Genomic DNA, 16,494 nt, shown 5'->3' on the forward strand with positions numbered 1-16,494 from the left:
GCTCTATAGCGCGGTCGCGCCGGCTACGGCGCGCGCGAACAACAAACAGACCTGCACGAATAAACGAACTGGAGACAAGATGTCCTTTGTGATTGTGATCGCCGCTTTGGCGTTCCTGATGCTGGTCGCCTACCGCGGCTACAGCGTCATTCTCTTTGCGCCCATCGCCGCACTAGGCGCCGTGCTGCTGATCGATCCCGCCGCCGTCGCACCGGTTTTCTCGGGCATCTTCATGGAAAAGCTGGTCGGTTTCGTGAAGCTCTACTTCCCCGTGTTCCTGCTCGGCGCGGTGTTTGGTAAGGTCATCGAACTATCCGGCTTCTCCGAAGCCATCGTGGCTGCCGCAATCCGCTACATTGGCCGTTCGCGCGCCAATGCCGTGATCGTTGCGGTCTGCGCGCTGCTCACGTATGGCGGCGTCTCGCTGTTCGTCGTGGTGTTCGCCGTGTATCCGTTCGCGGCCGAACTCTATCGCCAGAGCAACATTCCCAAGCGCCTGATGCCCGGCGCCATCGCGCTCGGCGCATTCACGTTCACGATGGACTCGCTGCCCGGTACGCCGCAAATCCAGAACATCATTCCCACCACGTTCTTCAAGACCACCGCGTGGGCCGCACCGTGGCTCGGCGTGATCGGCTCGGTCTTTATCATCGTGGTCGGTCTCACCTACCTCGAATGGCGCCGCCGCAGCGCCATGGCGAAGGGCGAAGGCTATGGCACTTCGCTCCTGAACGAACCGGAACGCGTTGAAACGGGCAATCTGCCGCATCCGGCGCTGGCCATTGCGCCGCTCGTGCTCGTTGGCGTCGCCAACTTCCTGCTTACGAAGTGGATTCCGCAATGGTATGGCGACAGCTTCACCGTCGCACCCGACGTGCTGCCCGGTATTCACGCACCCGTTACGGTGCCTGTTAAAAGCGTCGTGGCGATCTGGGCCGTTCAGGGCGCGCTGCTGCTCGGCATTCTGCTCGTCGTCGTCACGGCGTTTGGCCGTGTGAAGGAACGCTTTGCCTCCGGCACGAAAACCGCAGTGGGCGGCGCACTGCTTGCCACGCTCAACACGGCATCGGAGTACGGCTTCGGCGGTGTGATCTCGGCGCTGCCCGGCTTTCTCGTGATCGGCAATGCGCTCAAGGCCATTCCGAATCCGCTCGTGAATGCAGCCGTTTCGGTTTCCGCGCTCGCGGGCATCACGGGCTCGGCCTCGGGCGGCATGAGCATCGCGCTCGCCGCCATGTCGGACACCTTCATCAAGACCGCTCAGGCCATGCACATTCCGATGGAAGTGCTCCACCGCGTCGTGGCCATGGCCAGCGGCGGCATGGATACGCTGCCGCACAACGGCGCGGTCATCACGCTGCTCGCCGTCACGGGCCTCACGCACCGCGAGTCGTATCGCGACATTTTCGCGGTGACCATCATCAAGACGCTCGCGGTCTTCTTCGTCATTGCCGTGTTCTATCTGACCGGCATCGTCTAAGCGGCATTCACACGAGGCCCTAACTCATGCATCTCCCCAACACGCTCTCCCTCGCCGGAAAAACCGCCGTTGTCACCGGATCGACCAGCGGCATCGGTCTCGGCATTGCGACGGCGCTGGCCCGCGCAGGCGCCAATATCGTCCTGAACGGTTTCGGCGATCCCGCGCCCGCACTGGCGCAAATCGAAGCGACCGGCGCGCGCGCCGCGCATCACGATGCGGACATGAGCCGGCCCGCCGAAATCGAAGCCCTTGTGGCTTTCGCGGCAAGCACGTTCGGCGGCCCCGATATTCTCGTCAACAACGCGGGCATTCAGTACGTCGAAACGATCGAGAATTTTCCGGTGGAGCGCTGGGATCAGATCATCGCGATCAATCTGAGCGCGACGTTTCACGCGACGCGCGCAGCGCTTCCCATCATGCGCGCGGCGGGTTGGGGACGTGTGATCAATATCGCTTCGGTACACGGACTGGTGGGCTCGGTCGGCAAGTCGGCCTATGTCGCGGCCAAGCACGGCGTGATCGGCCTCACCAAGGTCGCCGCACTGGAGACGGCGCGCAGCGGCGTGACCGTCAATGCAATCTGTCCGGGCTGGGTGCTCACGCCGCTCGTGCAGAAGCAGATCGACGATCTGGCCCACCGCGAGGCCATTTCCGTCGAAGACGCCACGCTGAAACTGCTCGGCGAAAAACAGCCGTCGGCAAGCTTTGCGACGGTCGAGCAAATTGGCGGCGTAGCGGCGTTTCTGTGCTCGGAGGCGGCGAACGAGATGCGCGGCGCCGAACTCAAGGTGGACGGCGGCTGGCTCGCGCAGTAAATGTGGCAGCGGCGCGCGAGATCAAGCGAGATCAAGCGGGATCAATCGCGCGCCATGCGCCGCAGCCTCATGGCATGCAGCCGGTGACTGAGCCCTTTGAACACGCTGCTTGCGTGCGGGTCGCCGAAGTGAAACAGCACCGTGCACCGAACGCTGGAAGGTGCGCAGGCCTGATTCGCATGCAACGAGCGCAAGCCCCAGATGAAGTAGAGATTACCCGGCTGCAACGTCACGACTTTCGCCGAGAGCCACTTCTGTACACGCGGTAAGCGCCAGATTCTGGCGAGCAGCTTTTCCACTATCGCCTTCTCGACGATATTGACGAGCGCGGACCGCCGCGCATTGCGCAGATTCGGGAACATCATGAGATGGCCTGCCCGCTCGCCCGGGTCATCAGGTATCAGAACTGGGAGCAAGATCGACACGGCATAAGAGTCGTAGTGGAAATTGTTCGAGTGACGGATTCCCTGTTTGCCCGAAAGCACCCGCATGACCGGGAGAACCGCGTCACTGGGCGGCAGTGTGCCCATCTTGCGTACATACAACTGGCGCAATAGCGCATGCAGTCCGGCGTCTTCGAAAAGCGGGGCTAGACAGGTCCCGTTGATCCATTGCGCCCCGCTAAAGCCGAAGTAGCGGCTGCCGTTCTGTTCGACCAGTTCGGCTACGCCCTTGCGAAGCTTTGCGAGAATGGCGGGTGGCACAATGTCGTAAAGCACGCCCACGCCATCGTCGTCCATCGACTGGGCGAGCGCCTGCGCACTCTGCACGTCGACCCGCGCGATTTCATCAAGCAGCCGCTCATCGTTCAACGCGTTCATTGGGGTCCCTTGCGCAGCCTGATCGGTGAATCCAGGCACACGTCAATGCAGACCGTAGACTGAGCGAAAAAGCTTTCGTGTTCCGTACGTCTTCGTACAGAACGCCTGAACGTGCCGATTTATATGCTGACTGGTTATTTCGGGTCGTTTCCCCACAAACGAAAAAGCGGCGCGTGCTCCCTACATTCGTTAGCTATCGCTTCGCGCCTGCTCGCCAGCTGCCCCTTCAGCCACCACCGGCCAGACCAGAGGTTCGAACTGCTCTGGCGCAACGGGCCTGGAATACAAATAGCCCTGCGCGAAATCGCAGCCCATCGTCCTGAGAAAATCCCGTTGCTCGACCGTTTCCACCCCTTCGGCGATGACCTGAATGCCCAGCTTATGTGCGAGCACCACCATCGCTTCGCAGAGCACCTGATTGTTTGCGTCGACGCTCAGGTTCTGGACAAACGAGCGATCGATTTTCAGGTAATCGATATCGAAGCGCTTGAGATAGGCAAGCGAGGAATAACCGGTACCGAAGTCGTCGATCGAGATGCCAATGCCCGCAAGCCGGAAATCCAGCAGGCGCTCGTCGATATTCGATTCGGCCTGCAGCAACAGACCCTCGGTAATTTCCACCACCACGCTTTGTCCCGGCATGCCCTCACGATTGAGATAGTCGTGCCATCTCGCGCCAACCGTGCTGTCCTGGCGGACTTGCACCGGCGACATGTTGACACTGATCTGGAACGACGGATCGTATTGCTCACGCCATAGCCGCGCCTGTTGCACAGCTTCCCTGAACACCCAGTCGCCGATCGGAATGATCAGCCCGGTATCTTCGGCGAGTGGAATGAATTCCAGCGGGCTGATCATGCCGCGCTCGGGATGCAGCCAGCGTATCAGCGCCTCCGCTTTGCGCACCTGTCCCGTTGCGAGGTCGACAACCGGCTGATAAACCAGGCGAAGCTGATTGCGAGGAAGCGCGGCACGCAGGTCGCTCGTCAGGCGCAAGCGCGTTTGCGCCTCCCGTTGCATGTCGGGCGTGAAGTAACTAAAGCGATTGCGTCCGGCATTCTTGGCCGCATACATGGCCTGATCGGCGTTCTTGAACAGCGCGTCAAGTTCAACGGTGTCGTCGGGGAATACGGTCACGCCAATGCTCGCCGATATGTAGACCTCGTCCGCGCCGAGCTTGAATGGTTCGGTCAGCTTGCGATTGATGCTGCGCACGGTCTGCTCGACCGCTTCCATATTTTCCAGATCGGGCAGGATCACCGTGAACTCGTCGCCGCCCAGTCGCGCGACGGTGTCCAGATTGCGCACGCTCGCGCTAATGCGGCGCCCGGCTTCGATCAGCAGCACGTCGCCGCGGTCGTGGCCCAGCGAGTCGTTCACTTCCTTGAAGCGGTCGAGGTCGATCAGCATCAGGGCCACGCGCCTTCCCGAACGGCTCGCGAGCGCGGCCTCCTCGGTGAGTCGATCGTGAAATAGCTGCCGGTTCGGCAGACCCGTCAATGCATCGAAATTGGCCTGCTTCCAGATGGTGGCCTCGAACGCCATCCGGTCGGAGAGGTCGCGCCCCACCGCGAGCACCGAACTGACATGGCCGGAACGGTCGATCTCGGGCGTGATGCGAATGTGGGTACATTGCTCCTGCCCATCTTTTCCCGCCCACCTCAGCTCGAACTGCGCGCTCTTTCCCGTCGCGATGACATCGGCAATCTTCCGTTCGTAGACCAGCGCGTTCGGGCCGCCAGGCAGCTCCGAAGGCCGCTTGCCGAGGACGCTGGCGAGGTCGCATCCCGCCGACGTGCAAAAGGCGGGATTGGCGAACGTGCGGCGCAGTTCGCGGTCGTATCGCGTGATCGTATCGGGCGAGTTCTCGATCAGCGTGCGCGACTCCCGTTCGCGGGCGACGAGTTCCGCCGTTCGGTCGACGACAGTCTGCTCGAGCGACGCATTGATTTCGTTGATCTTCTGAATCTTCTGCCTGATGGCCGCGCGCATGCGCTCGAAGCGCTGCGCCAGCCGGGCCAGTTCGTCCGGACCGCCAGCCGAGCCCTCCTCCTGCGCGCCTTCGTGCTCGAGTGCGCCGGCATCCTCGCCCGTGTCGTGCATGCGGCGCACCAGGTCCTGCAGCGGCGCGGAAATACTGTTCGAAATAAAGCAGGCAAGAAAAATGGAAAGCAGAAACCCGGAAATACCGACCACCACGATCTGGTTGCGTACGGCCTGTGCCTCCGCGGTGAGACTCTGTTCGGCGATCGTGCTGACCACGAACCAGCTCGTGCCTGGAATGCGCGCGTAGGCGGCAAGATAATGGCCGCCGTGCTGCGCGGCGAAATTGACGAAGCGGCTGGACTCGCCCGATATGCGGTGGCGGACGATATCCTCGATCAGGCCAGGCTCGGGCGTGGCGCCCGGGTTGGGCGACGCAGCATGATTCGGGACTACGATGATCTTGTTGTCGCTCGCATCGAATACGTAGATCTCCGTCCCGCTGCCCGCCGCGACGTCGTTGAAGATCGTCGAGAAGTATTCGGGGCGAACGACCAGAACCAGACTGCCGATCTTCGTGTTGTCGCTCTTGTTGTAGATGGCGCGCACCATCCCCAGGTTCTGCTGCCCGACTCCATCGTCGTAGCTGCCCCAGTAGGTGCGTTCCTGCGACTCCTGCGCGAGGCCGACGAGCGCGGTCACACCGGTCGTCAACTGCGCAAAAGCCTGGGTATCCAGCATCTGGTCTTTCTGGTCGAGCAGATATTTCTGGTTGATGAAATCGACCGAGCCGTAGTGCTCGAGCAGCAAACGCGTCATGTCCTCGCGCGCCTCGCTCTTCTCGCGGGCATTGCCGCTTGCCGCTCTCGCCAGCGCCCCCTGGACCCGATCCGAAAGCACGAGAAGATTGCTTTCCGATTCGATCTGCTGCATGCGCAGCTCGACATTTCTCGAAACCTGCCGCACCACCTCTTTCGAAAAGATCTCCGCGTTTTCCTTGATCGCCGCGACCGACTTCACATAGGAAATGCAGCCCGAAATGATAATGGGCAACAGCGCCAGCAGAATGAAAGCGGCAATCAGCCGATAACGAATCTCGACGCGTCGAAGCAAATCCTGGCAGAGGTAATCGAAAGCGCGTCGCAGCGTCGCGGAGATCGAATTCATTTGTAATGCATCTTCGCTTCAGTCTTGACCGAGAGGTCCAGGCGCTGCGCAGCCTGCCTGGGCGTGATTTTCCTGAGCAGCACATCCTGCATCAATTTATGCACGAGCTCAATCGTGTTGGAAGGAAGCGACGAATAATAGGGGCTCGCCGTGACCGGATAGCGGCTGACGGCATTCGTGTATTCGACGATCTCCACGTCGCTCACTACGGTGCCCATGCCTTGCTGGAACGGCGAAACGTTGTGGCGTTTCCTCTGGAGAATCGGGAACCCCTTGCCGGCGATGAATTCCAGAAAGCGCATGGCCGCGGCCTTGTTGGGCGTTTCGCAAACGGCAAAGCCCGTTTCACTGCCGAACACCGGCACGACGCGTTCGCCGCGTGCGTTCCATGGCGGCACGAACACCCCCACCGAGAAATCGTTTCCATTGAGCATGAGACCGGCGGCCCAGCTGCCCTGAAACGCCATCGCCACCTTGCCCTCCTTGAAAAGGCGAATGCCCTCGTCGTAGCCCGTCGTCATGAACGACGGCTGTGCGTAACCGCGCTCTGGAATCAGGGCGATCCTCGCGAAGATATCGGCTACCTGCGGCGTATCCAGGTTCAGCGTGCCGTCCGCCATCTTCTCTTTCCAGTGCGGCTCGTGCGCGACCACATTGTTGGCGAAGCCGGATGCGAATGGCCCGTTACCGAGCATGTTCGGAAACCCGCCGCTCCACATCACCGGAATCATTCCCGCCTGCTTGAGCTTGGCGCATACCGCCAGAAACTCATCGAAATTCGCCGGCAGCGTGTCGATACCGGCCTTCGCGAACATGGCGCGGTTGTAGTAGATCATCGTCGTCGCCACGCCGCCCGAAATGCCGAACCCCTTGCCGTCGCGGCTGGTCCAGTCGGACTTGAGCGCAGCGAGCATGTGGCTCCATGCGTCGGTCTGGCGAACATCGGCGAGCACGCCCTGGTCGGCCAGCTCGGCGGCATAGGCGTTCGGATTGATACTGACGAGGTCCGGCAGCGTGCCGGCCGCCACGCGCGGCTTGATGTTCTCCTCGACCGAATTGCCGACCATGAACTGGACGTTCACGTGCACATCGGGATTGAGCCTGTCGAACTCGGCCGCGATCTGCAGCATCTCCTGCGGCCAGTCCGGCGCCCAGATCAATGCGGTGATGGTGGTTCGTGCCGGCGCGGCCTTGCTGCTCTGGGCGTTGTTCTGCTGATCGCAACCCAGAAGCAACAGCATGCCGATCAAACCAGATAGCAGCCAGGCAAACTTGATTCCGTGCACGTAACGCTCGCTTTCAGTTCGGGAGTAGCAAACCAGGCACACCAACCCCTGAGGCAGGGGAGCCAGATTGCATATCGGCCGAAACCGGGCATCACTTGAGGGAGCCCGCGCTCGAGCTGGGCGCGCGTTGACTGGCGAGTGCTTGCGCACGAACGTTCACGCCGGTTCGCAAACGTTGGCGCAGTGCGATGCGCCAACGTAGTGCAATAGCATGAAGCATTTTTTGCGCAGACCCAGAACGGGCGGGCGCGATTAGCGTGTCACGGTGCGGCGAGTTCGATCGCTCGCCGCCTTCCATCACGCTCGGCTCGTTTCAGTCGAGGGACGGGCTGCATTCGCGGTCGAGCGCCGCGACGCGCACCGGACGCTCCATTGCCGCAAGCCGCTGCAACGTCACGAGGCCGAACACCGCGAGCACGCAGCCGAGCACGAGATCGGCGCGGATGCCGGCACGGTCCACGATCGCGCCGCCCACCGACGAGCCAAGCGCAATCGCCACCTGAATCACGCTCACGAACATGGCCGACCCCGCTTCGGCCTGATCAGCCGTGCCGCGCTGGATCCACACGGAGAAGCACAGCGGAATCGCGCCGAACGCCACGCCCCACATCAGCATTGCCGCGATCTCGCCAATACGTGCGTGGTCGAGCAGGATCATCGCCGAAAGCGCGCACAACAGCAGCGCGGTCATCGTCGCCACGGCGGACTTCAAACGCGTGGCGACGAAGGCCGAAGTCAACGCGTTCGAGAAAAAGCCGATCACACCGAATGCGAGCAGCAGCAGCGTGATCGCGCTCATCGAAAAGTCCTGCTGAAGCAGCGGTGAAATGAACGTGTACGTTGAAAAATGCGCGCCGAACACGAGTGCGACCATGAGCATGCTCAGGCGCACAAACGGGCGACGCAGCAGCGAAGCGAAATCGGCAAGACGCAATGCGGCAGCGGAAGGCAGCGAAGGCACCAGCAATGCCTGGGCGATCAGCGCGAGCGCGACGAGGCCGCCCGTCACGAAAAACGACATGCGCCACGACGCGAGCCCGGCGATAAAGGTGCCGAGCGGCACGCCGATCACCGTTGCGCAGGTCACGCCAGTCAGGATGATGGCGGTTGCGCGCGCGGCGTCGCTCCGGTGCACGAGGCGCCCCGCCGCCGCGGTTGCCAACGTCCAGAAGCCGCCGAGCGCCGCGCCGAGCATCGCGCGGCCGACCAGCATCAGCGCGAAATTCGTCGAAAGCGCGGAGACGATATTCGATGCGAGCAACATGGTTGTGAGCAACAGAAATACCTGCCGCCGATCCATGCGGCCCGCGAACATCATCAGGCCCGGCGCGAAGATCGCGGCCATCACACCCGGCGTGGTCACCATGAGGCCGGCGGTGCCCGGCGTCACACCGAGATCGCGCGCGATCTCGGTGAGCAAACCAACCGGCAGGAACTCGGACGTCACGAACGCAAATGCGCTGATCGCCACGGCAAAGACGGACAGCCACTGGCGCAGTGTCGTCTCTTCGAGTGGCGCGGGCGCGAGATTGGGAGAACGGTCGTTCATGTTTCGATGACTGTTTTGAGTGGGGCGAATAATAAAAGCCATTGTTCGGCAATTTCGCACCAAAAAATGGGGAAAATCGCCGTTTAAATGGCTCATCGGGAATGGCGTTTAAATTAACATCAAAAAAAGAAACGCGTGCGGCCCTGCGATTGGCGGGGTCGGCAAAAGGGTTATGAATGGAATGTGACGTGGCCTGCTGCGCAGCGCGCCAGCGGGGCAGTGATTATGTCATTTCAGCGCCGGAAAAATAAACGATATTTTTCCGGGGACAAATTAGGCTGAGATTAGATGCTTATGCGCGTGCCGTGGGATAGCACGCTGAGGACGCCGGGAAGGCGCCCTGCGAGGAATGGCCGGCAAAGCTGGCGCGTTGAATCAAGCGCCCGAGTTCAGAACCGCGTTTGCACGCCCACGCGTGCGATGAACTGATTGGGACCGCTCGACGTGCCGTCGGGATCGAGCACGCCGCTAATCAGCGCCTGAGCCCCCGAGTTGGTGCGCTGATACACCGTCTCCGCATAAACGACAGTACGCTTTGACAGGAAGTGATCGACGATAGCCGTGATCTGATGGGCGTGATTGTTGTCGAGATATGCGTTGCCCTTCATATACATGTAGTCGGCGCCAATTGCCCAGTCCGGCGCGAGCAGCCAGTTCGCGCCCACTTCGCCCTCGGCAATTGCGCCGCCGTTGTAGGTGTTGCGCACGGTGGTCACCAGCAGCGTCGCCATGACCTTGCCGAAGTCGTAGTGCGCACCCACGCCCCAATTGCGAATGCCGACATCGGGTTCGCCGTCCTCGACATATTTGGCTTCCGTATAGGCCGCCGCCATGCCGAACGCACCGTTGGTGTAATTCGCGCCTGCGCTGACCGTATTGCCGCGTCCGAATGCGCCCGGAATGCCGCCAAAGCCGTACAAGCCGCCGAAGCTGAATCCGCCGAATTTCGGCGACTGATATTTGACCGAGTTCTCGACCGTCGCGCCCGCCATGCGGTCCCAGTCGAATTGTGGCGCGAAGGGCGGATTGCCCGGAATCGCGATCTTCGCGAACGGCCCCGCGCGGAAGTTGTAGAGGCCGCCGACTTCCATCGCCGCGTCGTCGTGGCCGAAAAACAGCGAGTCGGTCATGAAGTCGTACTGGTTGCCCATCGTCAGCCTGCCGTACTGGTCGCTGTCGAGGCCAACGTAGGCGTTGCGCCCGAAGATCCCCTGTCCCGAGACGATTGCGCCGGTGCCCATCGAGAACTGATCGACAAGATCGAACACGGCGTGCAAGCCGCCGCCCAAATCTTCGCGGCCGCGAATACCGAGCAGGTTCGGGGTGAAAATGCCGTCGTCGAACTTCACCACCGAGTGGCCGCCCTGGTTGCTGACGTAGGACACGCCCGCGTCGACCATGCCGTACAGCGTCACGCTGTCGCCCGCCGGGCCGCCTTCCGCATGGGCCTGGGCGCAAACCATAGCCGAAACCGCCGTGCACCATAGTGCGAGGCTCTTCATGTTGACGTCTCCTTTACCTTGATCTCTTTGCCGGCGTCCGTTTCTTACGGATACCTTATTAATTGGAATAGACTTCGAACTTCGGAAAACAGTAACGGCGCCGAAGCGCCGTTACCGCGACAACATCAGTCGGATTGCAGGGCGACGGGGCTCGAACGGCGCGCCAGCGCGCGCGGTGCGGTTTCGATCAGGAACATCGAAACGAAGACGCCGCAGATCAGCCCGCCAAGCGCGAACTGCAGCGTGAACTGAATACCGTTGTGCTGCGCGATATAGCCTGCAATGGCCGGCGCAATGCCGCCGCCAAAAATCTCGCCGGCGCCCGAGGTAATGCCAATGGCCGATGCGACGAGACCCACCGGCGCCGCTTCAGTCGCGATCGGCCCGGTGAGCACGCCCAGCATGCCGAGCGCGAAGAACGACACCACGAACAGCACCGCAAAGAGCATCCACGGGTTCGCGCCGATGCGGGCGAACACATAGAGCGAAATTGCCGCGCCCGCGAAGGAGACGACCGAAGTCAGCCGCCGCCCGGCGACGTCGGAGAGACTGGCCAGGCCAAACTCGCCGAGAAAGCCGCCGAAGCCGATCGCCGACACGACAAAGCCCATCTGCGAGGTATCGAGGTGCAGGTAATCCACGAGATAGTTGGGCACCATCGCGCCGATCACGAAAATGCCGGCCATGGCACAGAGCGTGGCCAGCATGGCGAGCACGACATTGCGGCTGCCGAACAGCGCGCTCCAGCGCGGGCCGCTCGTTGCGTGCGCAACCTTCGTGTGGGCCGGTTTGACTTGCGGCGCGTCACGCAACATCGTCGCGATCAGCAGCGCCACGATGAGGCCCGGCACGGCGGATACCGCGAACACCCAGTGCCAGGACGGCACGACGCGCAGCAGCTGCGTCGCGATGATCGGGGCGAGGCCGAGGCCCATCAGCGCGAACATGCTGAGCTGCAGCCCCTGGTTACGCCCGCGGCGCGACGGATGCGAGGCCTCCCCCACCGAAGCCACGCTCGTCGGCGTGAATGCGCCTTCCGCGATGCCCATGAGCGCGCGAATGAGCAGCAGGCTCGCGAAGCCGGTCGCGAAGCCCGAGAAGCTCGAAAGCAGCGAAAACATCACCATCGCGGCGATCATGATCTTGCGGCGGCCGATGCTATCGGACAGGCGGCCCATGAGAATGGAGAACACGCCCCACGCAATGCTGAGAATGCCGATCAACTGGCCGAGCTGCTGGTAGCTCAGGTTGAGGTCTTTCATCATGTGGGGAAAGAGCGGCGCGATCATCCAGCGGTCGAGCCCGACCAGACCGAAGCCGATAGCGAGCAGGATCAACGTCCTGCGTTCGTTTTTCAGATCGTGTGGTTCATGCGAATCGTGTGATGGGGCATGCCTCGTCACGTTTGTCTCCTTGATTATGTTGCGCGTTCGTATTGCGAACGTCGCTTCGTTTATCGAACTTCGAGCGAGATCGTAGGAAACCTCGCCCATTGATGTCAATCAAAAAAGACCCTCGCTGTACACAATTTCTCTTTACTTTCGGCTTACTTTTCCACGTTTACCCTGAATTTGCCGTCAATTGGATTGATTCAGCCGAATATCTGTATACAATTTGTACACAGCGCGGCGTTGACTGCAGACTGCATCCGGGCCGCATTCCTACTCGTTTCTGATCGCTTCCCTACACATGAACGGCATCGACGACACCCCCGCCAGCACGCGTGCCGGCTCCGCCGCTTCGCAGACCGTCAAAGCCCAACTCGGGCTGCGGGAACTGATACTCGGCGGCGAACTCGCACCCGGCGAGCGCATCTCCGAACTGGGCGTGGTCGAGCGCCTTGGCGTGTCGCGCACGCCGGTGCGCGCGGCGCTCATGCGTCTGCAGGAAGAAGGACTGCTCGAACCGATTCCGAGCGGCGGCTACGCCGTGCGCTCGTTCTCGGAAAACGAAATCCGCGATTCGATCGAACTGCGCGGCACGCTCGAAGGGCTCGCCGCGCGTCTTGCCGCCGAACGCGGCATCACCCATTCGATGTTCCGCGACCTGCACGATTGCATCGACGAGATCGACGAACTGCTCGTGGGCGAACTGAGCGAGGAAACCTTCTCCCGCTATGTCGAAGCGAACGGCCGGTTCCATCGCCTGCTCGCCGCTGCTTCGGATAGCGAAGTGGTTGCGCGGCAAATCGAAAAAGTCGCGACGTTGCCGTTCGCCTCGGCAAGCGCATTCGTGGTCGTGCAGTCGCTCGACCCGCGTGCGCGCGAAACGCTGATCGTGGCGCAGGCCCAGCATCGCGCGGTGCTCGAAGCGATCGAAAGCCGCGAAGGCGCGCGCGCCGAAGCGCTGATGCGTGAGCACTCGCATATTGCGCATCAAAACCTCAAGCGCGTGCTCGACAACCAGCGCGCGATGACCAGGCTGATTGGCGGCAACCTGATTCGCCGTAATCCGCGCTAACGACGCGCGGCGCCCTGGCTTGATCTGAACGGCGGCACGCGTGCCGCCCCTCACCCTGAACGAAGGCGCAGCAAAGCGCCCTGGAGGAGACGTATGTTCCTGAAAAACGCGTGGTATGTCGCGTGTACCCCCGATGAAATCAATGGCAAGCCGCTCGGCCGGCAGATCTGCGGCGAGCGCATGGTGCTCTGGCGCACGGCCGAAGGCGGCGTCGCCGCGCTCGAAGACTTTTGCCCGCATCGCGGCGCGCCGCTCTCGCTCGGCAGCGTGCGCGAAGGCCACCTGGTGTGCGGCTATCACGGCCTCACGGTGGGCGCGAGCGGCAAATGCGTGAGCATGCCGTGCCAGCGCGTGGGCGGCATTCCGTCCGTGCGCAGCTATCCTGCGGTCGAACGCTACGGCTTTATCTGGGTATGGCCCGGCGATGCAGGCGAGGCCGACCCCGCGAAGATCCATCACCTCGAATGGGCCGACAATCCCGCGTGGGCCTATGGCGGCGGCCTGTATCACATCCAGTGCGACTACCGCCTGATGGTCGATAACCTCATGGACCTCACGCACGAAACCTACGTGCACGCCTCGAGCATCGGCCAGCCCGAGATCGAGGAAGCGCCGCCCAAGACCTCGGTCAACGGCGACGTGGTGACGACCAGCCGCTTCATGCACAACATCATGCCGCCGCCGTTCTGGGCCGCCGCACTGCGCGGCAATGGCCTCGCCGACAACGTGCCCTGCGACCGCTGGCAAATCTGCCACTTCTCGCCGCCGAGCCACGTGATGATCGAAGTGGGCGTGGCGCATGCGGGCAAGGGCGGATACGACGCCGATGCGCGCGACAAGGCGTCGAGCATCGTCGTCGACTTCATCACGCCGGAAACCGAAACGTCGATCTGGTACTTCTGGGGCATGGCGCGCAGCTTCGCCGTGCACGACGCTGCGCTCACCGAAACGATCCGCACGGGCCAGGGCAAGATCTTCTCCGAAGATCTCGACATGCTCGAATCGCAGCAGCGCAATCTGCTTACGTGGCCCGAGCGCCGCATTCTGAGCCTGAACATCGACGCGGGCGGCGTGCAATCGCGCCGCGTGCTCGACCGGCTGATCGCCGCCGAGCGCAGCGCAAACGCTACGGCTGCCTGATCGATCTGAAGCCACGGTCGCGCGCACACGCGCGGCCGCTCTCCTTCCCTTGCCCCAACGCATCATGAAAGTCACCCTTCTGCGCAAGATTCCCGTCGCCACCGACATCTGCGTTTTCGAACTGGCGAGCACCGACGGCGCGCCGCTCCCGGCGTTCGAGGCGGGCGCCCATATCGACGTCCATGTCGACGGCTTCGTGCGCCAGTATTCGCTTTGCAACCGCCCCTCAGAAGCAGGCGCCTACCGCATCGGCGTGCTGCGCGACGCGGCTTCGCGCGGCGGCTCCGTTGCGATGCACGCGCTCGAAGCAGGCACGATCCTCGAAATCAGTACGCCGAAGAATCATTTCGCGCTCGACGAGCAGGCCACGCATACCATCCTGCTCGCGGGCGGCATCGGCATCACGCCGCTCATCGCCATGGCCGAGCAGTTGCGTGAGGCAGGCCGCACATTCGAGCTGCACTACTGCGCCCGCGACCCACAACGCGCCGCGTTTCGCGAGCGTCTGGCCGAAGCGGGCTTCGCTGAGCACACGCGCTTCTACTTCGACAGCGAAGGAGCCGATGCCCGCATCGACCTCGCACGTGTGCTTCGCGCCCCGCACGATGGTAAGCATGCCTACGTATGCGGCCCCGCGGGCTTCATCGACGCCGTGCTTGGCGCGGCGGCCAGCGCGGGCTGGCCCGCGCAGAACGTGCACCGCGAATACTTCGGTGTGGCTCAACCGCCCGCAAACACCGACGCCGACGCCAATGGCGCCTTCCAGGTCACGCTGGCGAGCTGCCAGCGCGTGATCGACGTTCCGGCCGGGACGTCGATCGTCGAAGCGCTGCGTGCGGGCGGCATCGAGCTGCCGGTCTCATGCGAGCAAGGCGTCTGCGGCACCTGCCTCACGCGCGTGATTTCCGGCGAGCCGGACCATCGCGATGTCTATCTGACCGACGAAGAGCGCGCCGCAAACGACCAACTGCTGCCGTGCTGCTCGCGCTCGCGCACGCCTATGCTCGTGCTCGATCTTTGATCCGCCGATACGGCGCCGCGCGTCAAGACACGCGCGCGCGCCGCACCGCGAGCAACGCCGCGAGCGCCGCCACCACCGTGACCGGCACGCTCGCGCCAATCACCGTCGTGGCGCTCGCGCCGCCCGCCAGCAATTGCCCGGCCGCCAGCGGACCGACGATCGAACCCACGCGGCCCACCGCCACGGCGGCGCCTACGCCGGTGCCGCGCATGACGGTGGCGTAGCTCGCGGCGGAAAACGCGTAGAGCATCGACTGCGCGCCCACCACGCCCATCCCCGCGAGCAGCACCGAAGCGGAGATCCAGAACAGATTGCCCGCGCCCGCAAGCATGAAGAGCGAAATCGCAATACCGGCATAAACGGCGGCGACGACACGCTCAGGCTTCACGCGATCCATCAGCAGGCCAATGCCAAGCACGCCGATCACGCTGCCAACGTTGAAGAAGATTTGCGTGAGCCCGGCCTGGCTGCGCGTGAGGCCACGGCTCACGATTAGCGAGGGCAGCCAGTTGAGCAGGAAATACAGCACAATGAGCGTGCAGAAAAAGCTGATCCAGATCTGCGCGGTCACCGCGGCGCGGCCCTCGCCGAACAGCACACGCCACGTGGGCGGCGGCCCGCCCTGCGTGGACTGCGCCCGGTTCGCTGCCGCTTCATAGGCCGCGGACTCCGGCAGGCAAGCGAGAATCAGCGGCGCGACCACGAGCGGCCCCACGCCGCCCGCATAGAAGATATGCCGCCATTCGGCATCGCCCGCACTCAGCACGCCGATCAGCGCCGCGAGGGCACCGCCGAGCGGCATGCCGCAATACATGATGCTGACGGCCGTATTGCGCAGGCGCGGCGGCACGGCTTCGGCCGAGAGCGCGATCAGGTTCGGCATCGCGCCGCCCAGGCCGATGCCGGTCAAGACGCGCGCCACCAGCAGCGTGGCGAAGCTCCACACCTGGGCGGTGAAGATCGAGAACACGCCGAACGCCAGCATCGAAAGCAGCAGCACGCGCTTGCGCCCGATGCGGTCGGCGAGGCGTCCGCCGATCATCGCGCCGGGCAGGAGCCCGAGCATGCCCGCGCTGAATGCGAGCCCCATCTGGCTCACCGAAAGGCCGAACTCGCGCGCCATGCGCGGCGCGGCCACCCCTGTCGATTGCAGATCGACGCCCTCCAGCACCGCCACGATCAGACACAAACCCAACACCCATGCGGTGCCCGCCGCCGTGCGCGCGCTCACCTGCGTAGTCGATGACGACACGTTGCCTCCTCGTTT

Annotated in this window: 12 protein-coding genes; 5 read left to right on the top strand and 7 right to left on the bottom strand. The window is 63.0% G+C overall.

Annotated elements, in window-relative coordinates:
• Positions 1-79 precede the first annotated feature (79 nt).
• On the top strand, positions 80-1,480 hold the full coding sequence (locus FAZ97_RS28925) for a GntP family permease (RefSeq protein ID WP_158762156.1): 1,401 nt from the start codon (positions 80-82) through the stop codon (positions 1,478-1,480).
• A gap of 26 nt (positions 1,481-1,506) precedes the next feature.
• Positions 1,507-2,298 (top strand): 3-hydroxybutyrate dehydrogenase, encoded by a 792-nt coding sequence (locus FAZ97_RS28930; protein WP_158762157.1) that lies wholly within the window; start codon positions 1,507-1,509, stop codon positions 2,296-2,298.
• Between the two features lie 41 nt (positions 2,299-2,339).
• On the opposite strand, the gene FAZ97_RS28935 is transcribed toward FAZ97_RS28930, so the two are convergent.
• The 6 genes from FAZ97_RS28935 to FAZ97_RS28960 form a co-directional block, all read right to left on the bottom strand.
• Entirely contained in the window at positions 2,340-3,119 is a 780-nt protein-coding gene (locus FAZ97_RS28935) for a hypothetical protein (protein ID WP_158762158.1), read from the bottom strand.
• A 189-nt stretch (positions 3,120-3,308) separates the two neighbouring features.
• Positions 3,309-6,269 carry a bifunctional diguanylate cyclase/phosphodiesterase gene (locus tag FAZ97_RS28940; RefSeq protein ID WP_158762159.1) on the bottom strand — a complete coding sequence of 987 codons (2,961 nt, stop codon included), beginning with the start codon at positions 6,267-6,269 and terminating at the stop codon, positions 3,309-3,311.
• Positions 6,266-7,510, bottom strand: a complete 1,245-nt coding sequence (locus FAZ97_RS28945; RefSeq protein WP_158762464.1) for an ABC transporter substrate-binding protein — start codon at positions 7,508-7,510, stop codon at positions 6,266-6,268. The genes FAZ97_RS28940 and FAZ97_RS28945 overlap by 4 nt, the downstream gene beginning before the upstream one ends.
• Positions 7,511-7,868: 358 nt before the next feature.
• The gene (locus tag FAZ97_RS28950) at positions 7,869-9,104 is read right to left on the bottom strand and encodes an MFS transporter (protein ID WP_158762160.1); all 1,236 of its coding nucleotides are present in this window, start codon (positions 9,102-9,104) and stop codon (positions 7,869-7,871) included.
• Positions 9,105-9,493: 389 nt separating this feature from the next.
• Entirely contained in the window at positions 9,494-10,606 is a 1,113-nt protein-coding gene (locus FAZ97_RS28955) for a porin (protein WP_233271864.1), read from the bottom strand.
• 125 nt (positions 10,607-10,731) lie between these two features.
• Positions 10,732-12,009 carry an MFS transporter gene (locus FAZ97_RS28960; protein WP_233271865.1) on the bottom strand — a complete coding sequence of 426 codons (1,278 nt, stop codon included), beginning with the start codon at positions 12,007-12,009 and terminating at the stop codon, positions 10,732-10,734.
• A 286-nt stretch (positions 12,010-12,295) separates the two neighbouring features.
• On the opposite strand from FAZ97_RS28960, the gene FAZ97_RS28965 reads away from it, so the two are divergent.
• From FAZ97_RS28965 to FAZ97_RS28975, 3 genes are all read left to right on the top strand, one after another.
• Complete coding sequence (locus FAZ97_RS28965) at positions 12,296-13,066, top strand: GntR family transcriptional regulator (protein ID WP_069262188.1); 771 nt, start codon at positions 12,296-12,298, stop codon at positions 13,064-13,066.
• A 93-nt stretch (positions 13,067-13,159) separates the two neighbouring features.
• Positions 13,160-14,206: an aromatic ring-hydroxylating dioxygenase subunit alpha gene (locus FAZ97_RS28970; protein WP_158762162.1), complete on the top strand. Its 1,047-nt coding sequence runs from the start codon at positions 13,160-13,162 to the stop codon at positions 14,204-14,206.
• A 64-nt stretch (positions 14,207-14,270) separates the two neighbouring features.
• Positions 14,271-15,227 carry a PDR/VanB family oxidoreductase gene (locus FAZ97_RS28975; protein ID WP_158762163.1) on the top strand — a complete coding sequence of 319 codons (957 nt, stop codon included), beginning with the start codon at positions 14,271-14,273 and terminating at the stop codon, positions 15,225-15,227.
• A gap of 22 nt (positions 15,228-15,249) precedes the next feature.
• Here the strand turns inward: FAZ97_RS28975 and mhpT are convergent, their stop codons facing one another.
• On the bottom strand, positions 15,250-16,479 hold the full coding sequence (gene mhpT / locus FAZ97_RS28980) for a 3-(3-hydroxy-phenyl)propionate transporter MhpT (protein WP_158762164.1): 1,230 nt from the start codon (positions 16,477-16,479) through the stop codon (positions 15,250-15,252).
• Positions 16,480-16,494 lie beyond the last annotated feature (15 nt).

Source organism: Paraburkholderia acidiphila (assembly GCF_009789655.1).
In the GTDB taxonomy this organism is placed as follows: Bacteria; Pseudomonadota; Gammaproteobacteria; order Burkholderiales; family Burkholderiaceae; genus Paraburkholderia; species Paraburkholderia acidiphila.